The sequence below is a fragment of the Pseudomonas sp. BP6 genome (genome assembly GCF_017875935.1).
Classification (GTDB): domain Bacteria; phylum Pseudomonadota; class Gammaproteobacteria; order Pseudomonadales; family Pseudomonadaceae; genus Aquipseudomonas; species Aquipseudomonas putida_Y.
This window is the reverse complement of sequence record NZ_JAGINI010000001.1, coordinates 1,763,826-1,781,747: the sequence shown is the minus strand read 5'-3', so window position 1 is coordinate 1,781,747 and position 17,922 is coordinate 1,763,826. Positions and strand designations below refer to the sequence as shown.

Here is a 17,922-nt window from a genome sequence, read left to right as displayed (position 1 = left end):
CTCCTTTTAACTGAAATGCTCCAAGCTTCCCTGGGCCGTTCAACTCAACCGGACATTCAGTACGACGAAGTGCAGCAGGATCCAGACCATCAAAAGCAGATGGGTCAGTTGCAACCCTTCCTGGCGGATCCAGTAGCCGAACCATATCCCGCCCAGCAGCATCGCGAGCAGGAACCCGAGCGCTGCGCTCAAGGCCAGGTTCAACCAGGGCCGCGCCACCTCCAGGCCGGCGCCAAGCAGCAGTTCATAGCACCCGACCCAGGCCGCGAGAGCGGCGGCTGCCTGTGTCAGCACTATGATCGACAAGGCCAAGCGATGGATGGCGTGAGAGGTCATCGCTCGCACCAGCAGAGGGAGGCTGATTGCGGGAGGTTGGGCCAGCGGCGCCATCGACATGGTCTCCCCGATCGCCCCGGCTGAGCTGGCAAAGGCCTGCAGGTTGTTGATCAGGCTGATACTCAGCCACAGGCTCAAGCCAATGCAGCAGGTGATCTGGAAAATCAGCAGTGAAGTCGGAGTGTCCATTCCTGGTCCTTTGTGAGTTCGTTTCCGAAAGCAGCGAGAGCGTCCGGACGCCACTCTAAAACCTTGACTTAACTCGAGGTCAATACCGGTTTTCCAATAAGGCTGCCTGGGGCGACAACCTCAACCGTTCGTTCAAGCCGTCTGTAGGTCTGAGAAGTTTGCCGAGGTCTTGGGCGACCGACCGAGCCGCGTCGATCAACGCCGCAGGTATACCCACTGGAGGATCCGGGATAGAGCCAACCGGTTTGCTATGCTCTCTATTCCGGCTGACCTGGCCTGAAGGCGCCGAGCGTGTGCGGCATTGGTCAAGATGCTTGAGAGTTTTCTATCCGCGTTTGTGGAAAAAATCGAACCAAGGAGTGGAGTAACAGACATGCCAGCTTGTCCCCTACCCTCTGATGAAGCACTTCGTCAGCGCACACTTGATGACATGGACTTGGTCGATACGCCGGCCGAGCATTATCTTGATACCTTGGTACGACTCACCCAAGAACTAGCCCAGGTGGAGACCGTTCTGATCAGCCTAATCGATCAGGATCGGCAGTGGTTCAAGGCTCGAATCGGCATCGAGGTAAGCGAGACGAAGCGCAATGTGTCCTTTTGCGGCTACGCGATTCTCGGCGAAGATACCTTGATGGTTTCCGACGCCAGGTGCGATACACGCTTCGAGGACAATCCCCTCGTGCTGAACCCACCCTATATCCGGTTCTATGCGGGCCACCCGTTACGTGCCTCAAATGGCAAAGCCATTGGCACCCTGTGCATGTTCGATCCTCGGCCGCGGAAGCTCAGCGAAGCGCAACAGGCTAACTTTCGGGACTTAGCCACGCTCACCGAGGGTTATTTGCAACTGCGGAGCCTAGCTCAGGTCAATCGCGCTCTGCGTGTTGAAATGGATCGCGGGCAGCGCAGGGCTTTGCTTGATCCTTTGACACAACTATGGAACCGCGGGGCGTTGGCAGCATTTCAGAACCGAGAACTTCGTTTGGCTGAGGAGCGAGGTTTACAGCTAGGTGCCGTATACGCAGACCTCGACCGTTTCAAATCCGTCAATGACGAGCATGGCCACGATGCCGGCGATAAAGTGCTCTGCGAGTGCGCCCGCCGACTGCGGGCTACGCTGCGACCAGATGACCTGCTGGTACGCCAGGGCGGAGAGGAGTTCGTGGCCCTGCTACGGGTTAAAGACAGCCAAGAATTAACGCAGATTGCGGAGCGCTTGCGTCAGTCAATCGGCAGCGCGCCATTTTTGTTGCCCGGCGGCCCTCGGAAGATGACCATTAGCATCGGATGCGCCCTGCTCACTAATGGTGAGCAGGTTGATGATGCAATAAAACGCGCTGACGGCGGTCTCTATGCGGCCAAACACGGGGGACGTGACCAGGTTGTCTATGTGCCAGCGTTATCCTGAGGACTTTAAGACTCGGTAACATGGAGCGAGATTCCCCTATACGAGAGCGTCTCATCTGAACCGGCGTTCGCTAAGGGAACTCCGAACAAGTTGCCTTGAACGCGTAATGAGCGGCGTTTTGACGCCGCCCGACCATTTTCAGCCCTCAATCAGCTCAAAGCCAGGGCTTTGCCCTGGCTCTTGCGCGCTACAGGCGTACCTCTCCTGCAGTGGTCAATAATTGCCTGCTGCGGGAGAGGTGGGCCCGTGAGGGCAGAAAACCAAGACCGTGCCTTGGTTATCCAGTAATCAGCGGCTGAAAATCAGGCTTTTCGGCATCCACAATCCGTCCATTTCCGGCTGATGGACAACTTGTTCGGAGTTTCCCTAAATGGGTGTCCGGTTTTATTAGACCACTACATAGCGATAGATTTGTACGCTGCAACCAATGCTCCCTCTATCACTTTCTCCCCGCCTCTCGAACTATATGTTTCAGATAGTTCAAGGCGCCTGAGTTGGCATCAATATCATGTAGACTAACCATCAGCAGTTCACTCGTTGGCGCATCGCTTGGCAATGAGCGAGAAACAACATCCTTGGGCATGAAGTTTTCGGCATAGGCCGGCAGCAACGTATAGCCCAGCCCGGCAGCCACCAGGTTAATGCTCATCAGTGGATTGGACGACGGGTAGACATGCCCCGATGTGACGTCATGGCGAGCTAGGTACTGCGCCAGTGCATCGTGGATCGAACGCCCGTAGCCCGGATCGATGTTGATCGCCGGCAAGTTGTCCAACTGACTGGGCGTGATGCTGGGAGCCGCCACCAGCGGGTGATCGTGTGGCAGGTAGACGCGAAACTGCTCCACCAATACCACTTCGCTGTGCAGGTTGGCGGCGCGTACCGGGCCGCGCATGAAGCCCAGCTCGATTTCACCACGCGCCAGCGCCACCTCCTGCTCTTCGGAAGTCAGGCTGCGCAGGACGATATCCACCTCGGGAAACGACACCCGGAATATCGGCAAAACGCTGGGGAAAATGCGCACTTCGGCGGCCGGCACGAAGCCGATGGTGATGCGCTCGCGCTGGGAAGCGGCCTTGGCGGCACGCGCCACGGCCATCTCGACGTGCCCGAGGATCTGCCGGGCCTCATCCAAGAATACTACCCCGGCCGGCGTCAGCTCGACCTTGCGCCGGGTACGGGTGAGCAAGGCAAAGCCGATCTCCAGCTCCAGGTTGCGAATCTGCTCGCTCAACGACGGCTGCGAGGTAAACAGGCGAGTGGCGGCGCGAGTGAAGCTGAGTTCTTCGGCGACGGCGACGAAGAAGCGCAAGTGGCGCAGTTCCATTTGGTTTTCCTTGGAATCGTTCAGACAGGGCGCAGGGCCGGTCAACCAGTTATAGGTCTAACCGATAAATAGATCCAAAGAAAGTATTTCTGCATTCGCCCTCACTCCCCTAGATTTACCGAATCTGTTGGCGCCAACAGCTCATTCGACAATAAAAACACACCCTTCTTGTAAGCGGTGAGGAGAATAAGAGTGGCTATCACCCCAGAACAATTCGAGGCTTTGGTCGACGCCCGTAACGGACGTATCACCCCTGCTATCTATACCGACCCGCAGATCTATGAGCTCGAGCTCGAACGCATCTTTGGTCGCACCTGGCTGTTCCTCTGCCATGTCAGTCAGATCCCCAAGCCCGGTGACTTTTTCAATACCTACATGGGCGAAGACCCGATCGTGGTCGTGCGTCAGAAAGACCGCTCGATCAATGCCTTCCTCAACCAGTGTCGGCATCGTTCGATGCGCGTGTCCTACGCCGACTCGGGCAACACCAAGGCGTTCACCTGCCCCTACCACGGCTGGAGCTACGGCACCGACGGCGAACTGATCGACGTGCCGCAGGAGCCGCGTGCCTACCCGCAGGGGCTGTGCAAGAAGCAATGGGGCCTGCAGGCGGTGACCCGCGTGCGCGAATACAAGGGCCTGGTATTCGGCAACTGGGACGCCGAGGCACCTGAACTCGAAGACTACATGGGCGACATCGCCTGGTACCTGGACGGCGTGCTCGACCGCCGCGAAGGCGGTACCGAAATCATCGGCGGCGTGCAGAAGTGGACCATCGACTGCAATTGGAAACTGCCCGCCGAACAGTTCGCCTCCGACCAGTACCACGCCCTCTACTCACACGCCTCGGCGGTGCAGGTGCTGGGGCAGGCGCCCGGCAACACGGAAAAGGCCCTGGGCTCTGACCAGACGGCGCGCCCGGTCTGGGAAACCGCCAAGGACGCCGTCCAGTACGGCCAACGCGGTCATGGCAGCGGGTTCTTCTTCACCGAAAAGCCCGACGCCAACGTGTGGGTAGACGGCGAGGTATCGCGCTATTTCCGTGACACCTTCGACGAGGCCAAGGCGCGCCTGGGCGAAATCCGCGCACTGCGCCTGGCCGGCCACAACAACATGTTCCCGACCCTGAGCTGGCTCAACGGCACCGCGACGATCCGCGTGTGGCACCCGCGTGGGCCGAACCAGGTGGAGGTGTGGAACTTCTGCATCGCCGACGCTGCGGCACCGGACGACGTCAAGGCTGCCTTCGAACGCAGCGAAACCCGCGCCTTCGGGCCGGCCGGGTTCCTCGAGCAGGACGATTCGGAGAACTGGACCGAAATCCAGAAGGTCTTGCGTGGTAAACGTGCCCGCAACGCCACCCTGTGCATGGAAATGGGCCTGGGCAACGAGAAGCTGCGCGAAGACATGCCTGGCATCACCAACTACATCTTCAGCGAAACCGCGGCACGCGGCCTCTACCAGTATTGGGTGGACCTGCTGTTGTCGCCGTCCTGGGACGAAGTGAAGCGTCGCACCGAAGCCTATGAACAGGAGCTGGTGAAATGAACGACGCCGCGATCCGCGACCCGCTCGCGCCCAACACGCAACCGATCGTCGATGCCCAGACCCACCATGAAATCGCCGACTTCATCTTCCAGGAGGCCGAGTTGCTGGATGACTGGCGCTTTCGCGACTGGCTGATCGTCGTTGCCCAGGACATCAGCTACACCATGCGCACCGGTGCCAACGCACAAACCCGCGACCGCCGGCGCAAGGTCGGTCCGCCCACCACATGGATCTTCAACGACAACTGGCACCAGCTCGAGCGCCGTGTCGCACGCCTGGAAACCGGCATGGCCTGGGCCGAAGAGCCCCCTAGCCGCACCCGCCACTTCGTCAGCAACCTGCGCATCCGCGCAACCGAAGACGGCAAGGGTTTCGAGGTGCGCAGCAACTACCTCCTGCACCGTTCGCAGAAGGAAAAGGACAATGTCAGCTATCACGGCATGCGCATCGACCGCCTGCGCCGCGCCGACAACAGCTTCGGCTTCGAGATCTACCACCGCGACATCGCCCTCGACCAGGTGGTGATCACCTCGCACAACCTCAGCGTGCTGTTCTGAAACGCGGGGCTCCTGCCCCGCATCCAGACTCTCCCGAATACCGGTACCCCTACCATGACCACTTTCAGCGTCTGTGAAACCCACGCGCTCGCCGATGGCGAAGCCGTGACCGTGCAAGCTGCCGACCGGCTGATCGCCGTGTTCAACGTCGGCGGCGAATTCTATGCCCTGGACGATCGTTGCAGCCACGGCAACGCCTCCATGTCCGAGGGCTACATCGAAGACGATGCTACCGTCGAATGCCCGCTGCATGCTGCGCGGTTCTGCCTCAAGAGCGGTGCGGCCCTGTGCCAGCCCGCCACCGAGCCACTGCGCACCTACCCGGTCAGCATCGTCGACGACATCATCCACGTGGTGCTGGAGGACGCGGCATGAGCGGCTGGTTGCAGGATGAAGTGGTGCTGATCACCGGTGGCGGCTCGGGCCTGGGCCTGGCGCTGGTGGAACGCTTCCTGGCCGAAGGGGCGAAACTCGCGGTGCTGGAGCGTTCCCCAGAAAAATGCGCGATTTTGCAGGCACACTTCGCCGGTGATGTGGTCGTCACCCAGGGCGACGTGTGCAGTAGCGCCGACAACCAGCGTGCGGTGGATGCCGCCGTGGCGCGCTTCGGCAAACTCGATTGCTTCGTCGGCAACGCCGGCGTGTGGGATCACGGCGTGCGCCTGCTCGACACCAATGCGGAGAAACTCGCCCAGGGCTTCGACGAGCTGTTCGCAATCAACGTCAAGGGCTACCTGCTGGGCGCCAAGGCCGCTGCCGCCGAACTGGTCAAGTCGTGCGGCAGCATGATCTTCACCCTCAGCAACTCGGCGTTCTACCCCGAAGGCGGCGGGCCGCTGTACACCGCCAGCAAGCACGCGGCGGTCGGCCTGATCCGCGAGCTGGCCTTCGAGCTGGCGCCCAAGGTACGGGTCAACGGCGTAGGGCCGTGCGGCATGAACACCGACCTGCGTGGCCCCACCGCGCTGGGCCAGCAGGACACCCGCATCATGGATTCGCGCTCGCCGGATACGATCAAAGCGATCCTGCCGCTGCAGTTCTTCCCCGATGCCAGCGAATTCACCGGGCCGTTCGTACTACTGGCCTCGCGGCAGAACAACCAGACCTTGAGCGGCGTGATGATCAACGCCGACGCAGGCCTGGGCATTCGCGGCATCCGTAATGTCGCCGGAGGGCTGGCACTATGAACACGCGCATCGTGATCATCGGTGCCGGCCAGGCCGGCGCCAACGCAGCCATGGCCTTGCGGCGCCAGGGCCATGCCGGGCCCGTGGTGCTGGTCGGCGAGGAAGTGCACCTGCCCTACGAGCGCCCGCCGCTGTCCAAGGACGCCTTGCTGCAGCCGCAGCAAGGCAAACTGGCCCTGTACACGCACGAGCAATTCGCCGAGCAGGACATCACCTTGAAACTCGGCCTGCGCGCCACCGCCATCGACAGCCAGACCGGCACCGTCAGCCTGGCCAACGGCGAGACGCTGGCCTACGACAAGCTGCTGCTGACCATCGGCGCTCAACCCCGGCGTCTGCCGGCACTGGACGCCCTGGGCGAGTGCACCCATGTGCTGCGTACCTTGGAGGATGCCCAGCAGATACGGGCCCAGGCACAGGCCGGCAAGCGAGCCCTGCTGGTCGGCGCTGGGGTGATCGGGCTGGAGCTTGCCTCCAGCCTGAGCGAACTTGGGCTGCAGGTAGCCGTGGTCGACCCGGCGCGGCGTGCCATGCTGCGCAATTCGCCGGAACCGATAGGGGCTTTCCTGCAAGCGACCCATGAGGCTCGCGGCGTGCGCTTTCACTTCGCAACCGGTGTCCGGGCTGCCGAGCGACGCGGCGATGCCATCCATCTCATCCTGGACAATGGCACGCAACTGCAAGGCGACCTATTGGTCTACGGCATCGGCGTGAGCGTGGACACCACCCTGGCCGACAGCGCCGGCCTGCGCTGCGAACAAGGGGCAATCGTGGTCGACGAGCGCTGCCGTACCTCGCAAACCGGTATCTACGCCGCCGGCGATGCCGTGATGCAGATTGACGCCGACGGCCAGCGCTCTCGCATCGAAAGCTGGGAGAATGCCAACCTGCAAGCCGCCGCCGCAGTGTCCGACATGCTCGACCAGGACCTTGCCCCACCCACGGTGCCGTGGTTCTGGACCGACCAGTGCGGCTACAACGTGCAGTTCGCCGGCGATATGGCGGCGCCGCACTGGTTGCTGCGCGGTACCCCGGGCCAGGGGCCCTTCGTGGCGCTCGGCCTGGCCGATGGCGCCATCGTCGGCGCGGTCACGGTCAACGCCGGCAAGGACATGCGCCCGGCGAAGGAACTGATCGCCAGGCGCGCGCAGGTGGATGAGGCGCTGTTGCGCGACCCAACCGTCGCCCTTCGCCAGCTGGCAAAGGCGTCCTGACCCCGGACGTCCGACCGGCACCTACCAGAGCTTGACCGTGTAATCCACATTGACCCGCAACTCGTTGTCGTCCCGGTGCGTGGCGCCGGGCAGGAAGTCGTTGCGGTACCAGGCGTGGCGCAAACGCAGCGCCACGCCCTTGAACGTGCCCTGCTGCACGACATACGACAGCTCGACGTCTTTCTCGCTCTCGCTCAGGCCGCCGCCACCGAAGCGCGCCAGCTCAATGTTGTCGCCACGCACATAGCGCAGCATGCCCTTGAGCCCAGGCACGCCAAATGGGGCGAAGTCCTGGTCGAACTTGACCTGCCAGCTGCGCTCCTTGGGGTTGATGAACTCGGAGCTGAGCGTACCTTCGGTGATCACCAGCGGCTCGGTACCGTACAGGTAGGGCATCGCAGTGTCGCCCTCGAGCTGCATGTAGCCAACGCCCAGGCTGTGGCTGGCCCAGGCGTAGGTGAGCATCAGCGCGGTGTTGCGGTTGTCGACCGGGCCGGCCTTGGCGGTGCCGTCCTCGCCGGTGACGAACAGGCGCAAATCACTCTTCAGGCGGCCCGCGCCGAGCGGGCGATCGTCGACGAACCCGAAGTAGTCCTTGCGGTACAGCTGGTCGAGCTCGGCGTGGTAGTAGCGCAGGGTCAAGGTGTCGGACCAGGCGTAGTCGCCACCGAGGAAGGTGAAGCGATCGGAGGTGGCTGCGCCGTTGAAACGGCCGTTGGGCGCGGCGACGCTCATCTTCTGGTAGTCGGTGGAGTCGCGCAGATTGATGCGGTCGAGCCAACCGGCATGCAGGCTCAGGCGGTCGATGTCGCTGGAGCGCAGGTAGGCGCCGCGGAAGGTCTGCGGCAGCAGCCGGGTCGGGCTGGCGAAGGCGATCGGCAGGAAGGTGCTGATGGTGCCGCCTTGCAGCTCGGTACGCGAGATGCGCATCTTGCCAGTCAGGCCGAGTTCGGAATAGTCGTCGGCAGGCTCTCGGGTGACCGGGTCGTAGGGCAGCAGGCCGGTACCGACGCGATCGGGCGAGGAGTCGAGCTTGACCCCGAGCATGCCCTTGGCGTCCAGGCCGAAGCCCACCGGGCCCTCGGTGAAACCGGAGCTCGCGTTGAGGATCAAGCCCTGGGCCCATTCGCGAGCAGCCGCTTGCGGGGTCTGGCCCACGTAGTTGCGATCGAAGTAGTAGTTACGCAGCACCAGCTCGGCATGGCTGTCATCGACGAAGCCAGCGGCGTGGGAGGGGTTGGCGCAGAGCAGGCCGATGGCCAGGGCCAGGCAGGTTTTTGGGGCCTTGTACATGGTCACTTCACTTTCTTGTAGTTGTAGGGTGCCCTGCCGCGTGAGCAGCAGGGGAGCAAGCAAGGTTGGACGGCGGGCGGGGTCAGGCCGGGCGACGGCCGATCAGGCGGAACAGCGCCAGGCCGGCGATCACCACCCCCGGTGCCGAAGCCATCAGCACCCCGGCCGAACCGGCGCCGAGGGCGAGCATCTGCCCGGCTACCAGCGGGCCGCTCATGGCCCCCAGGCGCCCGACCGCCACCGCTGCACCAACGCCGGTGGCGCGCACGCGGACCGGGTAGAAGTGCGGCGCCAGGGCATACAGCACGCCCTGCCCGCCAGTGGCGAAGAAGCCGGCGAAGAAACCGGCGACCAGCATAGTCGCCAGCACGCTGGCCAACCCCAGGCCCGCCAGGGCGGCGAGCAGGCCGACGTATACCAGGGCGGCGGTTACCCCGGCCGACAGGCGCTCGAGTACCTGGCCGAGGATCAACGTGCCGATGGCCGCGCCGATCTGCAGGGCGAACATCACCCAGCTGGCGTCATGGCTGCTGAAGCCCTGCCCGACCAGCAGGCTCGGCAGCCAGTTGATCAGGATATACACCACCATCAGGGTGAAGAAGTAGCTCAGCCACAGCAGCCAGGTGGCGCGTTGACCGAACAGCTCGCGACGCAGGCTCGGCGTATCCTCGGCCTGGCCGGTGGCGCGGAACTGGCCCGATTCGGGCAGGTAGGCCACCAGCAGCGGCAGGATCAGCAGCGGCCCAGCGCCACCGACATGGAACACCGTTTGCCACTCGCCGCTGTAGCCGGCGATGCCGATGCCGGCAGCCATCGCCGCGCCCAATGGCACGCCGCAGTACATCAGGCTGACCGCGCTGCCACGCAGGCGCTGGCCGGCGGTTTCGCTGCACAGGGCGATCAGGTTGGGCAATGCGGCGCCCAGCCCGACACCGGTGAACAGCCGCGCCAGCAACAGGCTGGGCAGGCTCCAGGCATGGGCCGTGGCCAGCGAGAACAGGCCAAACAGCGCCACCGAGCCGATCAGGATGCGCTTGCGCCCAAAACGGTCGGCCAGCCAGCCGCCGACCAGGGCGCCAGGCAGCAGGCCGAGGATGCCGGCACTGAAAACCCAGCCCATTTTCAGCTTGTCCAAGCCGAAGGCACTGGCCATGCCTGGGGCGGCGATGCCGGCAGCTTGCAGGTCGAGACCTTCGAGCAGGGCGACGAGGAAACACAGGCCGATGGTAAAGGCCACGCGAGGCGGGTTATTGGCAGATGTCATGAATCACCCATGTTGTTTTTGTGTTGGGTTGAGTTGGCAACGGAGCGCTGTGCACCCATTCGCGGGACAAGCCCGCTCCCACAGGCGCTGCATCGTCCTTGTGGAGCGGGCTTGCCTCGCGATGGGCCGTGCAGCAGCCCTGTTTCTCGGGTCAGCGCTTGAGCAAATCCAGCGCCACGTCCACGATCATGTCTTCCTGACCCCCTACCATCCTGCGCTTGCCCAGCTCGACGAGGATGTCCACCGCCTTGATGCCGTAGCGGACAGCGGCCAACTCGGCATGGCGCAGGAAGCTCGAGTAGACCCCGGCATAACCCAACGCCAGGGTTTCGCGGTCGACACGCACCGGGCGGTCCTGCAGCGGGCGCACCAGGTCGTCGGCAGCATCCATCAGCGCATACAGGTCGGTGCCGTGGTTCCAGCCCAGCTTGTCGGCGGCCGCGATGAACACCTCCAGCGGCGCGTTGCCGGCGCCGGCGCCCATGCCGGCAAGGCTGGCGTCGATGCGATCGCAGCCCTCCTCCACCGCGGCTATGGAGTTGGCAACGCCCAGGCTGAGGTTATGGTGGGCATGAATGCCGGTGTGGGTGGCCGGGTCGAGCACGGCCTTCACCGCACGGAAACGCGCACGGATGTCGTCCATGTTCATCGCCCCGCCGGAATCCACCACGTAGATGCAGGTGGCGCCGTAGCCCTCCATCAGCTTGGCCTGTTGCGCCAGCCCTTCAGGCGTTTGCATGTGGCTCATCATCAGGAAGCCGACGGTGTCCATGCCCAGCTCACGGGCATGCTCGATATGCTGGCGCGAGACGTCCGCCTCGGTGCAGTGGGTGGCCACGCGCACGATGCGGGCGCCGGCATCGTAGGCGTTCTTCAGGTCGTGGATAGTGCCGATCCCTGGCAGCAGCAGCGTGGCGATCTTGGCGTGGCTGACCGCGTCGGCGGCTGCTTCGATCCATTCGAGGTCGGTGTGGGCACCGAAGCCGTAGTTGAAACTGGAGCCCTGCAAACCATCGCCATGGGCGACCTCGATGGAGTCCACCTTGGCCCGGTCCAGTGCCGTGGCGATGGCGCGCACGTCATCCAGCGAATACTGGTGGCGGATGGCGTGCATGCCATCGCGCAGGGTCACGTCGGAGATGTAGAGTTTCTTGCCGTTCATGCCGAGGCCTCCATTGCTTGCGCCATACGCTCGGCGGTAGCCAGCGCGGCAGAGGTCATGATGTCGAGATTGCCGGCGTAGGCCGGCAGGTAATGGGCGGCGCCTTCGACTTCGAGGAACACCGAGGTTTTCAACCCGGTGAAGGTCCCCTGCCCCGGCAGCTTGAGGTCGCGCACTTCTTCGAACTGCACCTGCTGCTTGAGGCGGTAGCCCGGTACGTAGGCCTGCACCGCAGCGGCCATTTCCTCGATGCTCGCCGCCACCTGCTGCTGGTCGGCGACCTCGCTCAGTACGTACACCGTGTCGCGCATCATCAACGGCGGCTCGGCGGGGTTCATGATGATGATCGCCTTGCCCTTGGTCGCACCGCCGATCACTTCGATGGCCTTGCTGGTGGTTTCGGTGAATTCGTCGATGTTGGCACGGGTACCGGGGCCTGCAGACTTCGAAGCGATCGAGGCAACGATCTCGGCATAGTGCACCTTGGCCACGCGCGATACCGCCGCGACCATGGGGATGGTGGCCTGGCCGCCGCAGGTGACCATGTTGACGTTGGTCGCCTGCAGATGCTGCTCCAGGTTGACCACGGGCACGCAGTACGGGCCAATGGCCGCCGGAGTCAGGTCGATCATGCGCAGGTCGGCCTTGTGCTGGCGCAGCAAGGCGTCGTTCTTCACGTGGGCACCGGCGCTGGTGGCGTCGAAGACGAAATCGATGTCGTTGAACACCGGCAGGCGAGTCAAGCCTTGCACGCCTTCATGGGTGGTGGCCACGCCCATGCGGGCAGCGCGGGCAAGGCCGTCGGAGGCCGGGTCGATGCCGACCATCGCCGCCATTTCCAGGTGCTTGGCATTGCGCAGGATCTTGATCATGAGGTCGGTGCCGATGTTGCCGGAACCGATGATGGCGACTTTGCGTTTGTGGCTCATGTTGTTCTCCGTCACTCGCCGCTGAAGGTCACGCCGACACGGCCCAGGCCGTCGATTTCGGCTTCGAAGTGGTCGCCCGGTGCCACCGCCACCATCGGCCCTAGGGCGCCGGTGAGGATGATGTCGCCGGCCCGCAGTGGCTCGCCCAGGCGCGCCATGGTACGGGCGAGCCACACAGCGGCGTTGAGCGGGTGGCCCAGGCACTCGGCGCCAGTGCCACTGGACACCAGCTCACCGTTGCGGGTCATGCGCATGGCCGCGCCACGCAGGTCGAGGTCATGCAGTTGGCGCGCCGGGCCACCGAGCACGAAACAGCCACTGGAAGCGTTGTCGGCCACGGTATCGGCGAAGCGGATGTTCCAGCCCTGCACGCGGCTACCGACGATCTCCAACGCCGGCAACACATGGCCGGTTGCCGCGATCACGTCGGCGAAGGTGGTCTGGGCACTGGGCAGGTCGTGGGCGAGCACCAGGGCGATCTCGGCCTCGATCTTCGGCTGCATGACGCTGGCATACGGCACGCTTTCGTTGTCGCCGTAGCACATATCGGCGAACAGGCTGCCGAAGTCCGGCTGGTCGACACCCAGTTGCGCCTGCACCTTGGGGTTGGTCAGGCCGATCTTGCGCCCCACCAGACGGCGGCCTTCGGCCAGGGCGTGGGCAACGTTCAGGCGCTGGATGGCGTAGGCCGCCTCGGCGTTTTCCGCGCCGATGGCATCACGCAACGGGGCGATGGCCTCACCCTGCTGTTGGGCGCGGCGCAGGTCGGCGGCCAGGCGCTCAAGGGTTTGCGAATCGATGGTCATGGGATGTACCTCAAATCAGTGCTGAAGGAAGTCCAGCACCAAGCGGTTGAACGTGTCGGCGTGCTCCCACTGCGCCCAGTGGCCGCAGTTGTTGAACACGTGCAGTTCGGAATTGGCAATACCGGCGATCAGGCGCAGGCCTACATCCATCGGCACGAAGCGGTCGTTGCGGCCCCAGACCACTAGGGTCTTGGCCTTGATTTCGCCCAGGCGCGCACTGAAGTCGGGGAACTGCTTGGGGTTGGCGGCCAGGCTGGCGACGAAGTTCTCCAGGTGGTCGCGGCGGCTGAGCATGTTGTCCAGGCGGGTCTGGAACAGTTCCTCGGTGAGATCGCTTGGGTCGTAGACGAAGACGTTCATCATCTTCTTCAGGTTGTCGATGGTCGGCTCGCGGTACAGGCCGTTGATTAACTTGATGCCTTCGGTGGGCATCGGCACGAACGGGCTGGCGCCACCGGTGCCTCCGCCCATCAGCACCAGTTTGCCGACGCGCTCGGGGTAGCTCAGGGTGAAGGCCACGGCGCTGTGGCCGCCCATGGAGTTGCCGAGGATGTGCACGCGCTCCAGGCCCAGTACGTCGAGCAGGCCCTTGAGTGCAGTGGCGTTGAGGTCCGAGCGCGAGCCACGGTTGACGATCGGGTCGCTCTTGCTCCAGCCCGGGCAGTCCATCAGCACCACGCGGTAACCGGCAGCCAGCAGCGGCTGGATGTTACGGTTGAAGTTGGCCCAGCCACTGGCACCCGGACCGGAACCGTGCAGCATGACCACGGTCTCGGCGCCTTCGCCGAGGTCGTTGTAGTGCAGTTGCAGGTCGAGATCGCCTTCACGGATGCGGGCGAAACGGCTGCTGGCGTTTTCACTGAGAGAGATGTTGGTCATGATGGATCCTCCGTTCATCAGGTAATGGAATGGGCGCTGAGCGAGCCGAAGCCGGCGATCCACTCCGGGATCGGCCGGTAGTAGCGCTCGCTGGCCTGGTAGTCGCCGAACGCAGAGAGCGCAGCGAAGGCCGCTACCCAGGTCTTGACCTCGTGGGTGGACTTGCCGGCCAGCGCCGACAGCTCGACATTGGCCATGGCGTCGAGCTCGCCGAAACGGCGTTGCTCCAGCAGGTCGAGGAAGTGGTTGTCCCAAGTCGGGTTGAGCGGATGCAACGTGTGCTGATCGCGCACGAAACCTTCGGCGGCGCTGATCACACGCTCCTGCCGGGCCTGGCGTTCGTTGGCCGGCAGGTCGCGGCCGCTGCCCATCAGGCGATCGGCCATGCGCGCATCGACATGGGCCAGCTCCGGCACCGGCGGCTGGTGCGACAGGCCACCGGAGCCGAGGAACAGCACACGTTTGCCGGTGCCCCGGGCGAAGCGGCCGATGGCCTCGCCGAGCAGACGGGCGCGAGCGAAGCCTGGCAGTGGCACTGCGACACTGTTGATGAATACCGGGATCACCGGTTTTTCAGCCAGGCCACCGAGCAGAAACTCCAACGGCTGGGCAAACCCATGGTCGACCTGCATGCAGTAGGACACGGCGGCGTCCACCCCGGCTGCCAACACCGCGTCGGCACAGGCATCGGCGAGGTCGCGCGGTACGTCGAGCGGGCCGGCGGCGCTCTGGAAGTCGCCGATGGCGGTGGCGCCCATACCGATGCAGAAGGCCGGCATGACGTCATAGAAGAAGCCGTTGAAGTGATCCGGGGCGAACAGGAACACCAGTTCCGGGTCGAACGCGGCGATGCGCGCACGGGCGGCGCCGATCACCTCATCCACTTCGGCCAGCACGGCTTGCTCCGGATCGACGTAACCCACCAACGGGGTATGCGACAGGCAATGCAGATAAGCGCTCATCTCAAGCCACCTTGGACGCCAGTGGCGCCTGTTGGCCAGCCTGGGGCTGGGCAGCCAATGCGCGCAGCAACGTGTCGCTGGCCTGGCCGATGGTCTGTGGAATGGCCACCGCACCGACGAAACGGTCCGGGCGCAACAGCGCAATCGATAGCGGGTAGCGGCCGAACCAATCCTTGAGGCGGCCGGTGCAATCACCCACGCGAACGACCCCGTCCGGCACTTCAAGCCCTGCCTTGAGCTGGACTTCCGGTAGCACCTGGATGAAGCAGGCACCCAGTGCACGCCAGGCCTGCACCTGGGCGCTGCTCAAGCCCCATAGCGGATCGTTGCCCCAGGCGATGAAGGCGAAGTTGCTACCGATCACGTCATCCAACAGGCGGATGTCACCCGACTCGGTGAGCACCTTGGGCTGGATGAACATACGCCCCACCGGCGAGGCCTTGCTCTTGTTGTCCGGCTCGGTCACCAGTGCGCCTTTGGTGTACTGCGGCATGGGCTTGAAGCGCATTTCCAGGAAGTACCGCTTGACCGCCGGCAGGTAGTTCAGCATCCAGGAAATACCGTCGCGCAAAGCACCTTGCCAGCGCTTGGGCGGCGCCAGCACGTGGCCAGCCAGCACCGACAAATCGATCATCGCCTTGGCGTGGTCACGGCGTTCCTGCTCGTAGGTGTCAAGCAGCGCTTCGCCAGCCAGGCCCTTGACCACCAGGGCTAGCTTCCAGCCCAGGTTGCTGGCGTCACGCATGCCACTGTTGTAGCCCTGACCCTGCCACACCGGCATGATGTGCGCAGCGTCGCCGGCCAGCAGCACCCGCTTGACTCGGAACTGGCTCGCCAGGCGGGCGTTGTGGGTGTACACGCGCTTGCGGATCAGCTCGACGCGGTCCGGGTCCGGCAGCACCTTGGCCAACAGCTTGCGCATGTTCTCAGGCTTGCCCAGCTGTTCTTCGGTCTCACCCGGCATCACCATGAACTCGAAGCGGCGCACGCCGTGCGGCAGCGCCGCCGACACATACGGCCGCACCGGGTCGCAGCACAGGTAGACGTTGGGGGTGCCCAGCGGATCGTTGGCAATGTCGATGACGATCCACTGATTGGGGGCGGTCTTGCCTTCAAAGGCAATGTCCAGGGTGCGGCGGATCAGGCTGTTGCCACCGTCGCATGCCACCAGGTAGCGGGCACGCACGCTTTCCTGGCAGCCTTCCGGGCCATTCATGCGCAGGCTCACGCCCTGCTCGTCCTGCTGGAACTCCACCACATCGCGTGAAAACAGCGTGCGCACATTGGCAAAACGCGCCAGCCCCCTATGTAGCACAGCATCGACCTGTGGCTGGATGAAGGCATTGCGTCGCGACCAGCCAAATTCGTCGGTGGTTGGCTGGATATCGGCGAAGCAGCGCCCCTTCGGCGTCAGGAAGCGCATCGCGTGCCAAGGTGTGGTGTGCGGCAGTACCTGCTCGACCAGGCCAATGGCCTGCACGGTCCGCAGCGACTCGTCGTCGATGCCGATGGCGCGAGGGTAGTCGATCAGCTGGTCGAGCTTCTCGATCTGCAGCACCTGCACCCCAGCCTGGCCGAGATAGTTGGCGATGGCCAGCCCTACCGGGCCGGCACCGATGATCACTACGTCTGCGGTGTAGTCGGTCTGAAAATGATCTGGATGCGGCTTGTTCATTGGTGTAATCCTCGACACTGCCCCACGGCGTCCCCGGCATATTCCAGGCAAGCCGCGACCGTCCTCGCGCAGGCAGGCGCAAGAGGGATGAAGGGGCGTTTTGACTGGTACGGGGTCTAGCGGAATGTCACCACGCTTCGAAGGAGGAAGGCGCAGGCAATGGATAGGGACGGCAGGCAGGCATGGCGCATGTTGTATTCCCCTGTCAGGGCATTTGTAGTTGTTGCGGCGAGTATAGAAATGATGCCGATTGCCCTACAATGAAAAACCGCCTTGTTGTGCACTAAGTGCACATCATTGTTTTATAAGGATTTTTCTTGAATATTGATCGAGACTCCGAGTACAAGACCGTACGTGGGCTGAGCCGTGGCCTGGCCCTGCTCAACGCCCTCAACCGTCTGGACGGAGGTGCCAGCCCAACGCGCCTGGCCGAAATCACCGGCCTGCATCGCACGACCGTTCGGCGCCTGCTCGAGACCTTGCAGGACGAAGGCTACGTGCGCCGCAGCGAATCCGACGACAGCTTCCGTCTGGCCCTCAAGGTGCGTGAGTTGAGCGAAGGGTTTCGCGACGAACAGTGGATCTCCGCCATCGCCGCACCGTTGCTCGGCGACCTGTTGCAACGTGTGGTGTGGCCGACCGATATCTGCACGCTGGACGTGGACGAGATGGTGGTGCGCGAGACGACGCACCGCTTCAGCCGCCTGTCGTTCCACCGTTCGATGGTCGGACGTCGCCTACCGGTGTTGCAAACGGCAACCGGCCTGGCCTACCTGGCATTCTGCGGCGAGGCGGAACGTGAGCAGATCCTGGCGCTGCTGGCCACCCGCGACGAGCCCGAATGTCAGCTGGCCCGCGACCGTCTGGCGCTGGACAATATCCTGCGCAAGGCACGCCATCGTGGTTACGGCGAGAACTACATGGGTTGGAACCAGGAAGCCAACATAGCCTCCATTGCGGTGCCCCTGTACGACCATGACAGCCAACGACTACTGGGCTGTGTCAGCCTGATCTACATCGCCAAGGCCATGAGCATCGAACAAGCTGCGCAGCGTTATTTGCCAGCCCTACAATCTTTTTCTGAGCAAATCCGGGAGGGCCTCAATGTTGATCCGAAAGTGAACTAAGAATGTCAAAAAGGAACCAGTATGCTGCTTCAGATATCGGCAAGATTTCCGTCGAT

The 17,922-nt window shown here is 63.5% G+C and carries 17 protein-coding genes; 7 read left to right on the top strand and 10 right to left on the bottom strand.

Features of this window, described 5'->3' with window-relative positions:
• Positions 1-39: 39 nt before the first annotated feature.
• Positions 40-525, bottom strand: coding sequence for a DUF2165 domain-containing protein (locus tag J3A98_RS08210; protein WP_209965233.1), 486 nt, complete (start codon positions 523-525; stop codon positions 40-42).
• A gap of 373 nt (positions 526-898) precedes the next feature.
• Between J3A98_RS08210 and J3A98_RS08205 the strand changes: the two genes are divergently transcribed.
• Positions 899-1,936 (top strand): sensor domain-containing diguanylate cyclase, encoded by a 1,038-nt coding sequence (locus J3A98_RS08205; RefSeq protein WP_209965231.1) that lies wholly within the window; start codon positions 899-901, stop codon positions 1,934-1,936.
• Between the two features lie 439 nt (positions 1,937-2,375).
• Here J3A98_RS08205 and J3A98_RS08200 read toward each other — a convergent pair whose 3' ends face one another.
• On the bottom strand, positions 2,376-3,263 hold the full coding sequence (locus J3A98_RS08200; RefSeq protein WP_209965229.1) for a LysR substrate-binding domain-containing protein: 888 nt from the start codon (positions 3,261-3,263) through the stop codon (positions 2,376-2,378).
• Between the two features lie 192 nt (positions 3,264-3,455).
• On the opposite strand from J3A98_RS08200, the gene hcaE reads away from it, so the two are divergent.
• Genes hcaE through hcaD form a run of 5 tightly spaced genes read left to right on the top strand, consistent with a single transcriptional unit; the run spans position 3,456 to position 7,769 of the window.
• Positions 3,456-4,811, top strand: a complete 1,356-nt coding sequence (hcaE, locus tag J3A98_RS08195; protein WP_176684703.1) for a 3-phenylpropionate/cinnamic acid dioxygenase subunit alpha — start codon at positions 3,456-3,458, stop codon at positions 4,809-4,811.
• Positions 4,808-5,368, top strand: a complete 561-nt coding sequence (hcaF, locus tag J3A98_RS08190; RefSeq protein WP_209965225.1) for a 3-phenylpropionate/cinnamic acid dioxygenase subunit beta — start codon at positions 4,808-4,810, stop codon at positions 5,366-5,368. Before hcaE ends, hcaF begins: the two co-directional genes overlap by 4 nt.
• Positions 5,369-5,422: 54 nt before the next feature.
• Complete coding sequence (gene hcaC / locus J3A98_RS08185; RefSeq protein ID WP_209965223.1) at positions 5,423-5,743, top strand: 3-phenylpropionate/cinnamic acid dioxygenase ferredoxin subunit; 321 nt, start codon at positions 5,423-5,425, stop codon at positions 5,741-5,743.
• Positions 5,740-6,555: a 3-phenylpropionate-dihydrodiol/cinnamic acid-dihydrodiol dehydrogenase gene (hcaB, locus tag J3A98_RS08180; protein ID WP_176684706.1), complete on the top strand. Its 816-nt coding sequence runs from the start codon at positions 5,740-5,742 to the stop codon at positions 6,553-6,555. Before hcaC ends, hcaB begins: the two co-directional genes overlap by 4 nt.
• On the top strand, positions 6,552-7,769 hold the full coding sequence (gene hcaD, locus J3A98_RS08175; RefSeq protein ID WP_176684707.1) for a 3-phenylpropionate/cinnamic acid dioxygenase ferredoxin--NAD(+) reductase subunit: 1,218 nt from the start codon (positions 6,552-6,554) through the stop codon (positions 7,767-7,769). Before hcaB ends, hcaD begins: the two co-directional genes overlap by 4 nt.
• A gap of 21 nt (positions 7,770-7,790) precedes the next feature.
• On the opposite strand, the gene J3A98_RS08170 is transcribed toward hcaD, so the two are convergent.
• From J3A98_RS08170 to J3A98_RS08135, 8 genes are all read right to left on the bottom strand, one after another.
• Positions 7,791-9,062 (bottom strand): OprD family porin, encoded by a 1,272-nt coding sequence (locus J3A98_RS08170; protein ID WP_209965221.1) that lies wholly within the window; start codon positions 9,060-9,062, stop codon positions 7,791-7,793.
• An 82-nt stretch (positions 9,063-9,144) separates the two neighbouring features.
• Positions 9,145-10,326, bottom strand: a complete 1,182-nt coding sequence (mhpT, locus tag J3A98_RS08165) for a 3-(3-hydroxy-phenyl)propionate transporter MhpT (RefSeq protein ID WP_176684709.1) — start codon at positions 10,324-10,326, stop codon at positions 9,145-9,147.
• Positions 10,327-10,477: 151 nt separating this feature from the next.
• Positions 10,478-11,488 carry a 4-hydroxy-2-oxovalerate aldolase gene (gene mhpE, locus J3A98_RS08160; RefSeq protein ID WP_209965219.1) on the bottom strand — a complete coding sequence of 337 codons (1,011 nt, stop codon included), beginning with the start codon at positions 11,486-11,488 and terminating at the stop codon, positions 10,478-10,480.
• Complete coding sequence (locus J3A98_RS08155; RefSeq protein ID WP_209965216.1) at positions 11,485-12,417, bottom strand: acetaldehyde dehydrogenase (acetylating); 933 nt, start codon at positions 12,415-12,417, stop codon at positions 11,485-11,487. The genes mhpE and J3A98_RS08155 overlap by 4 nt, the downstream gene beginning before the upstream one ends.
• 11 nt (positions 12,418-12,428) lie before the next feature.
• Positions 12,429-13,223: a 2-keto-4-pentenoate hydratase gene (mhpD, locus tag J3A98_RS08150; protein WP_209965214.1), complete on the bottom strand. Its 795-nt coding sequence runs from the start codon at positions 13,221-13,223 to the stop codon at positions 12,429-12,431.
• A gap of 15 nt (positions 13,224-13,238) precedes the next feature.
• Entirely contained in the window at positions 13,239-14,102 is an 864-nt protein-coding gene (locus tag J3A98_RS08145; RefSeq protein ID WP_176684713.1) for an alpha/beta fold hydrolase, read from the bottom strand.
• Positions 14,103-14,119: 17 nt separating this feature from the next.
• Positions 14,120-15,064 (bottom strand): 3-carboxyethylcatechol 2,3-dioxygenase, encoded by a 945-nt coding sequence (gene mhpB / locus J3A98_RS08140; RefSeq protein WP_209965213.1) that lies wholly within the window; start codon positions 15,062-15,064, stop codon positions 14,120-14,122.
• A 1-nt stretch (position 15,065) separates the two neighbouring features.
• Positions 15,066-16,739, bottom strand: coding sequence for a bifunctional 3-(3-hydroxy-phenyl)propionate/3-hydroxycinnamic acid hydroxylase (locus tag J3A98_RS08135; protein WP_176684715.1), 1,674 nt, complete (start codon positions 16,737-16,739; stop codon positions 15,066-15,068).
• A gap of 317 nt (positions 16,740-17,056) precedes the next feature.
• On the opposite strand from J3A98_RS08135, the gene J3A98_RS08130 reads away from it, so the two are divergent.
• Positions 17,057-17,866, top strand: a complete 810-nt coding sequence (locus J3A98_RS08130) for a DNA-binding transcriptional regulator (RefSeq protein ID WP_209965210.1) — start codon at positions 17,057-17,059, stop codon at positions 17,864-17,866.
• The last annotated feature ends 56 nt before the right edge of the window (positions 17,867-17,922 follow it).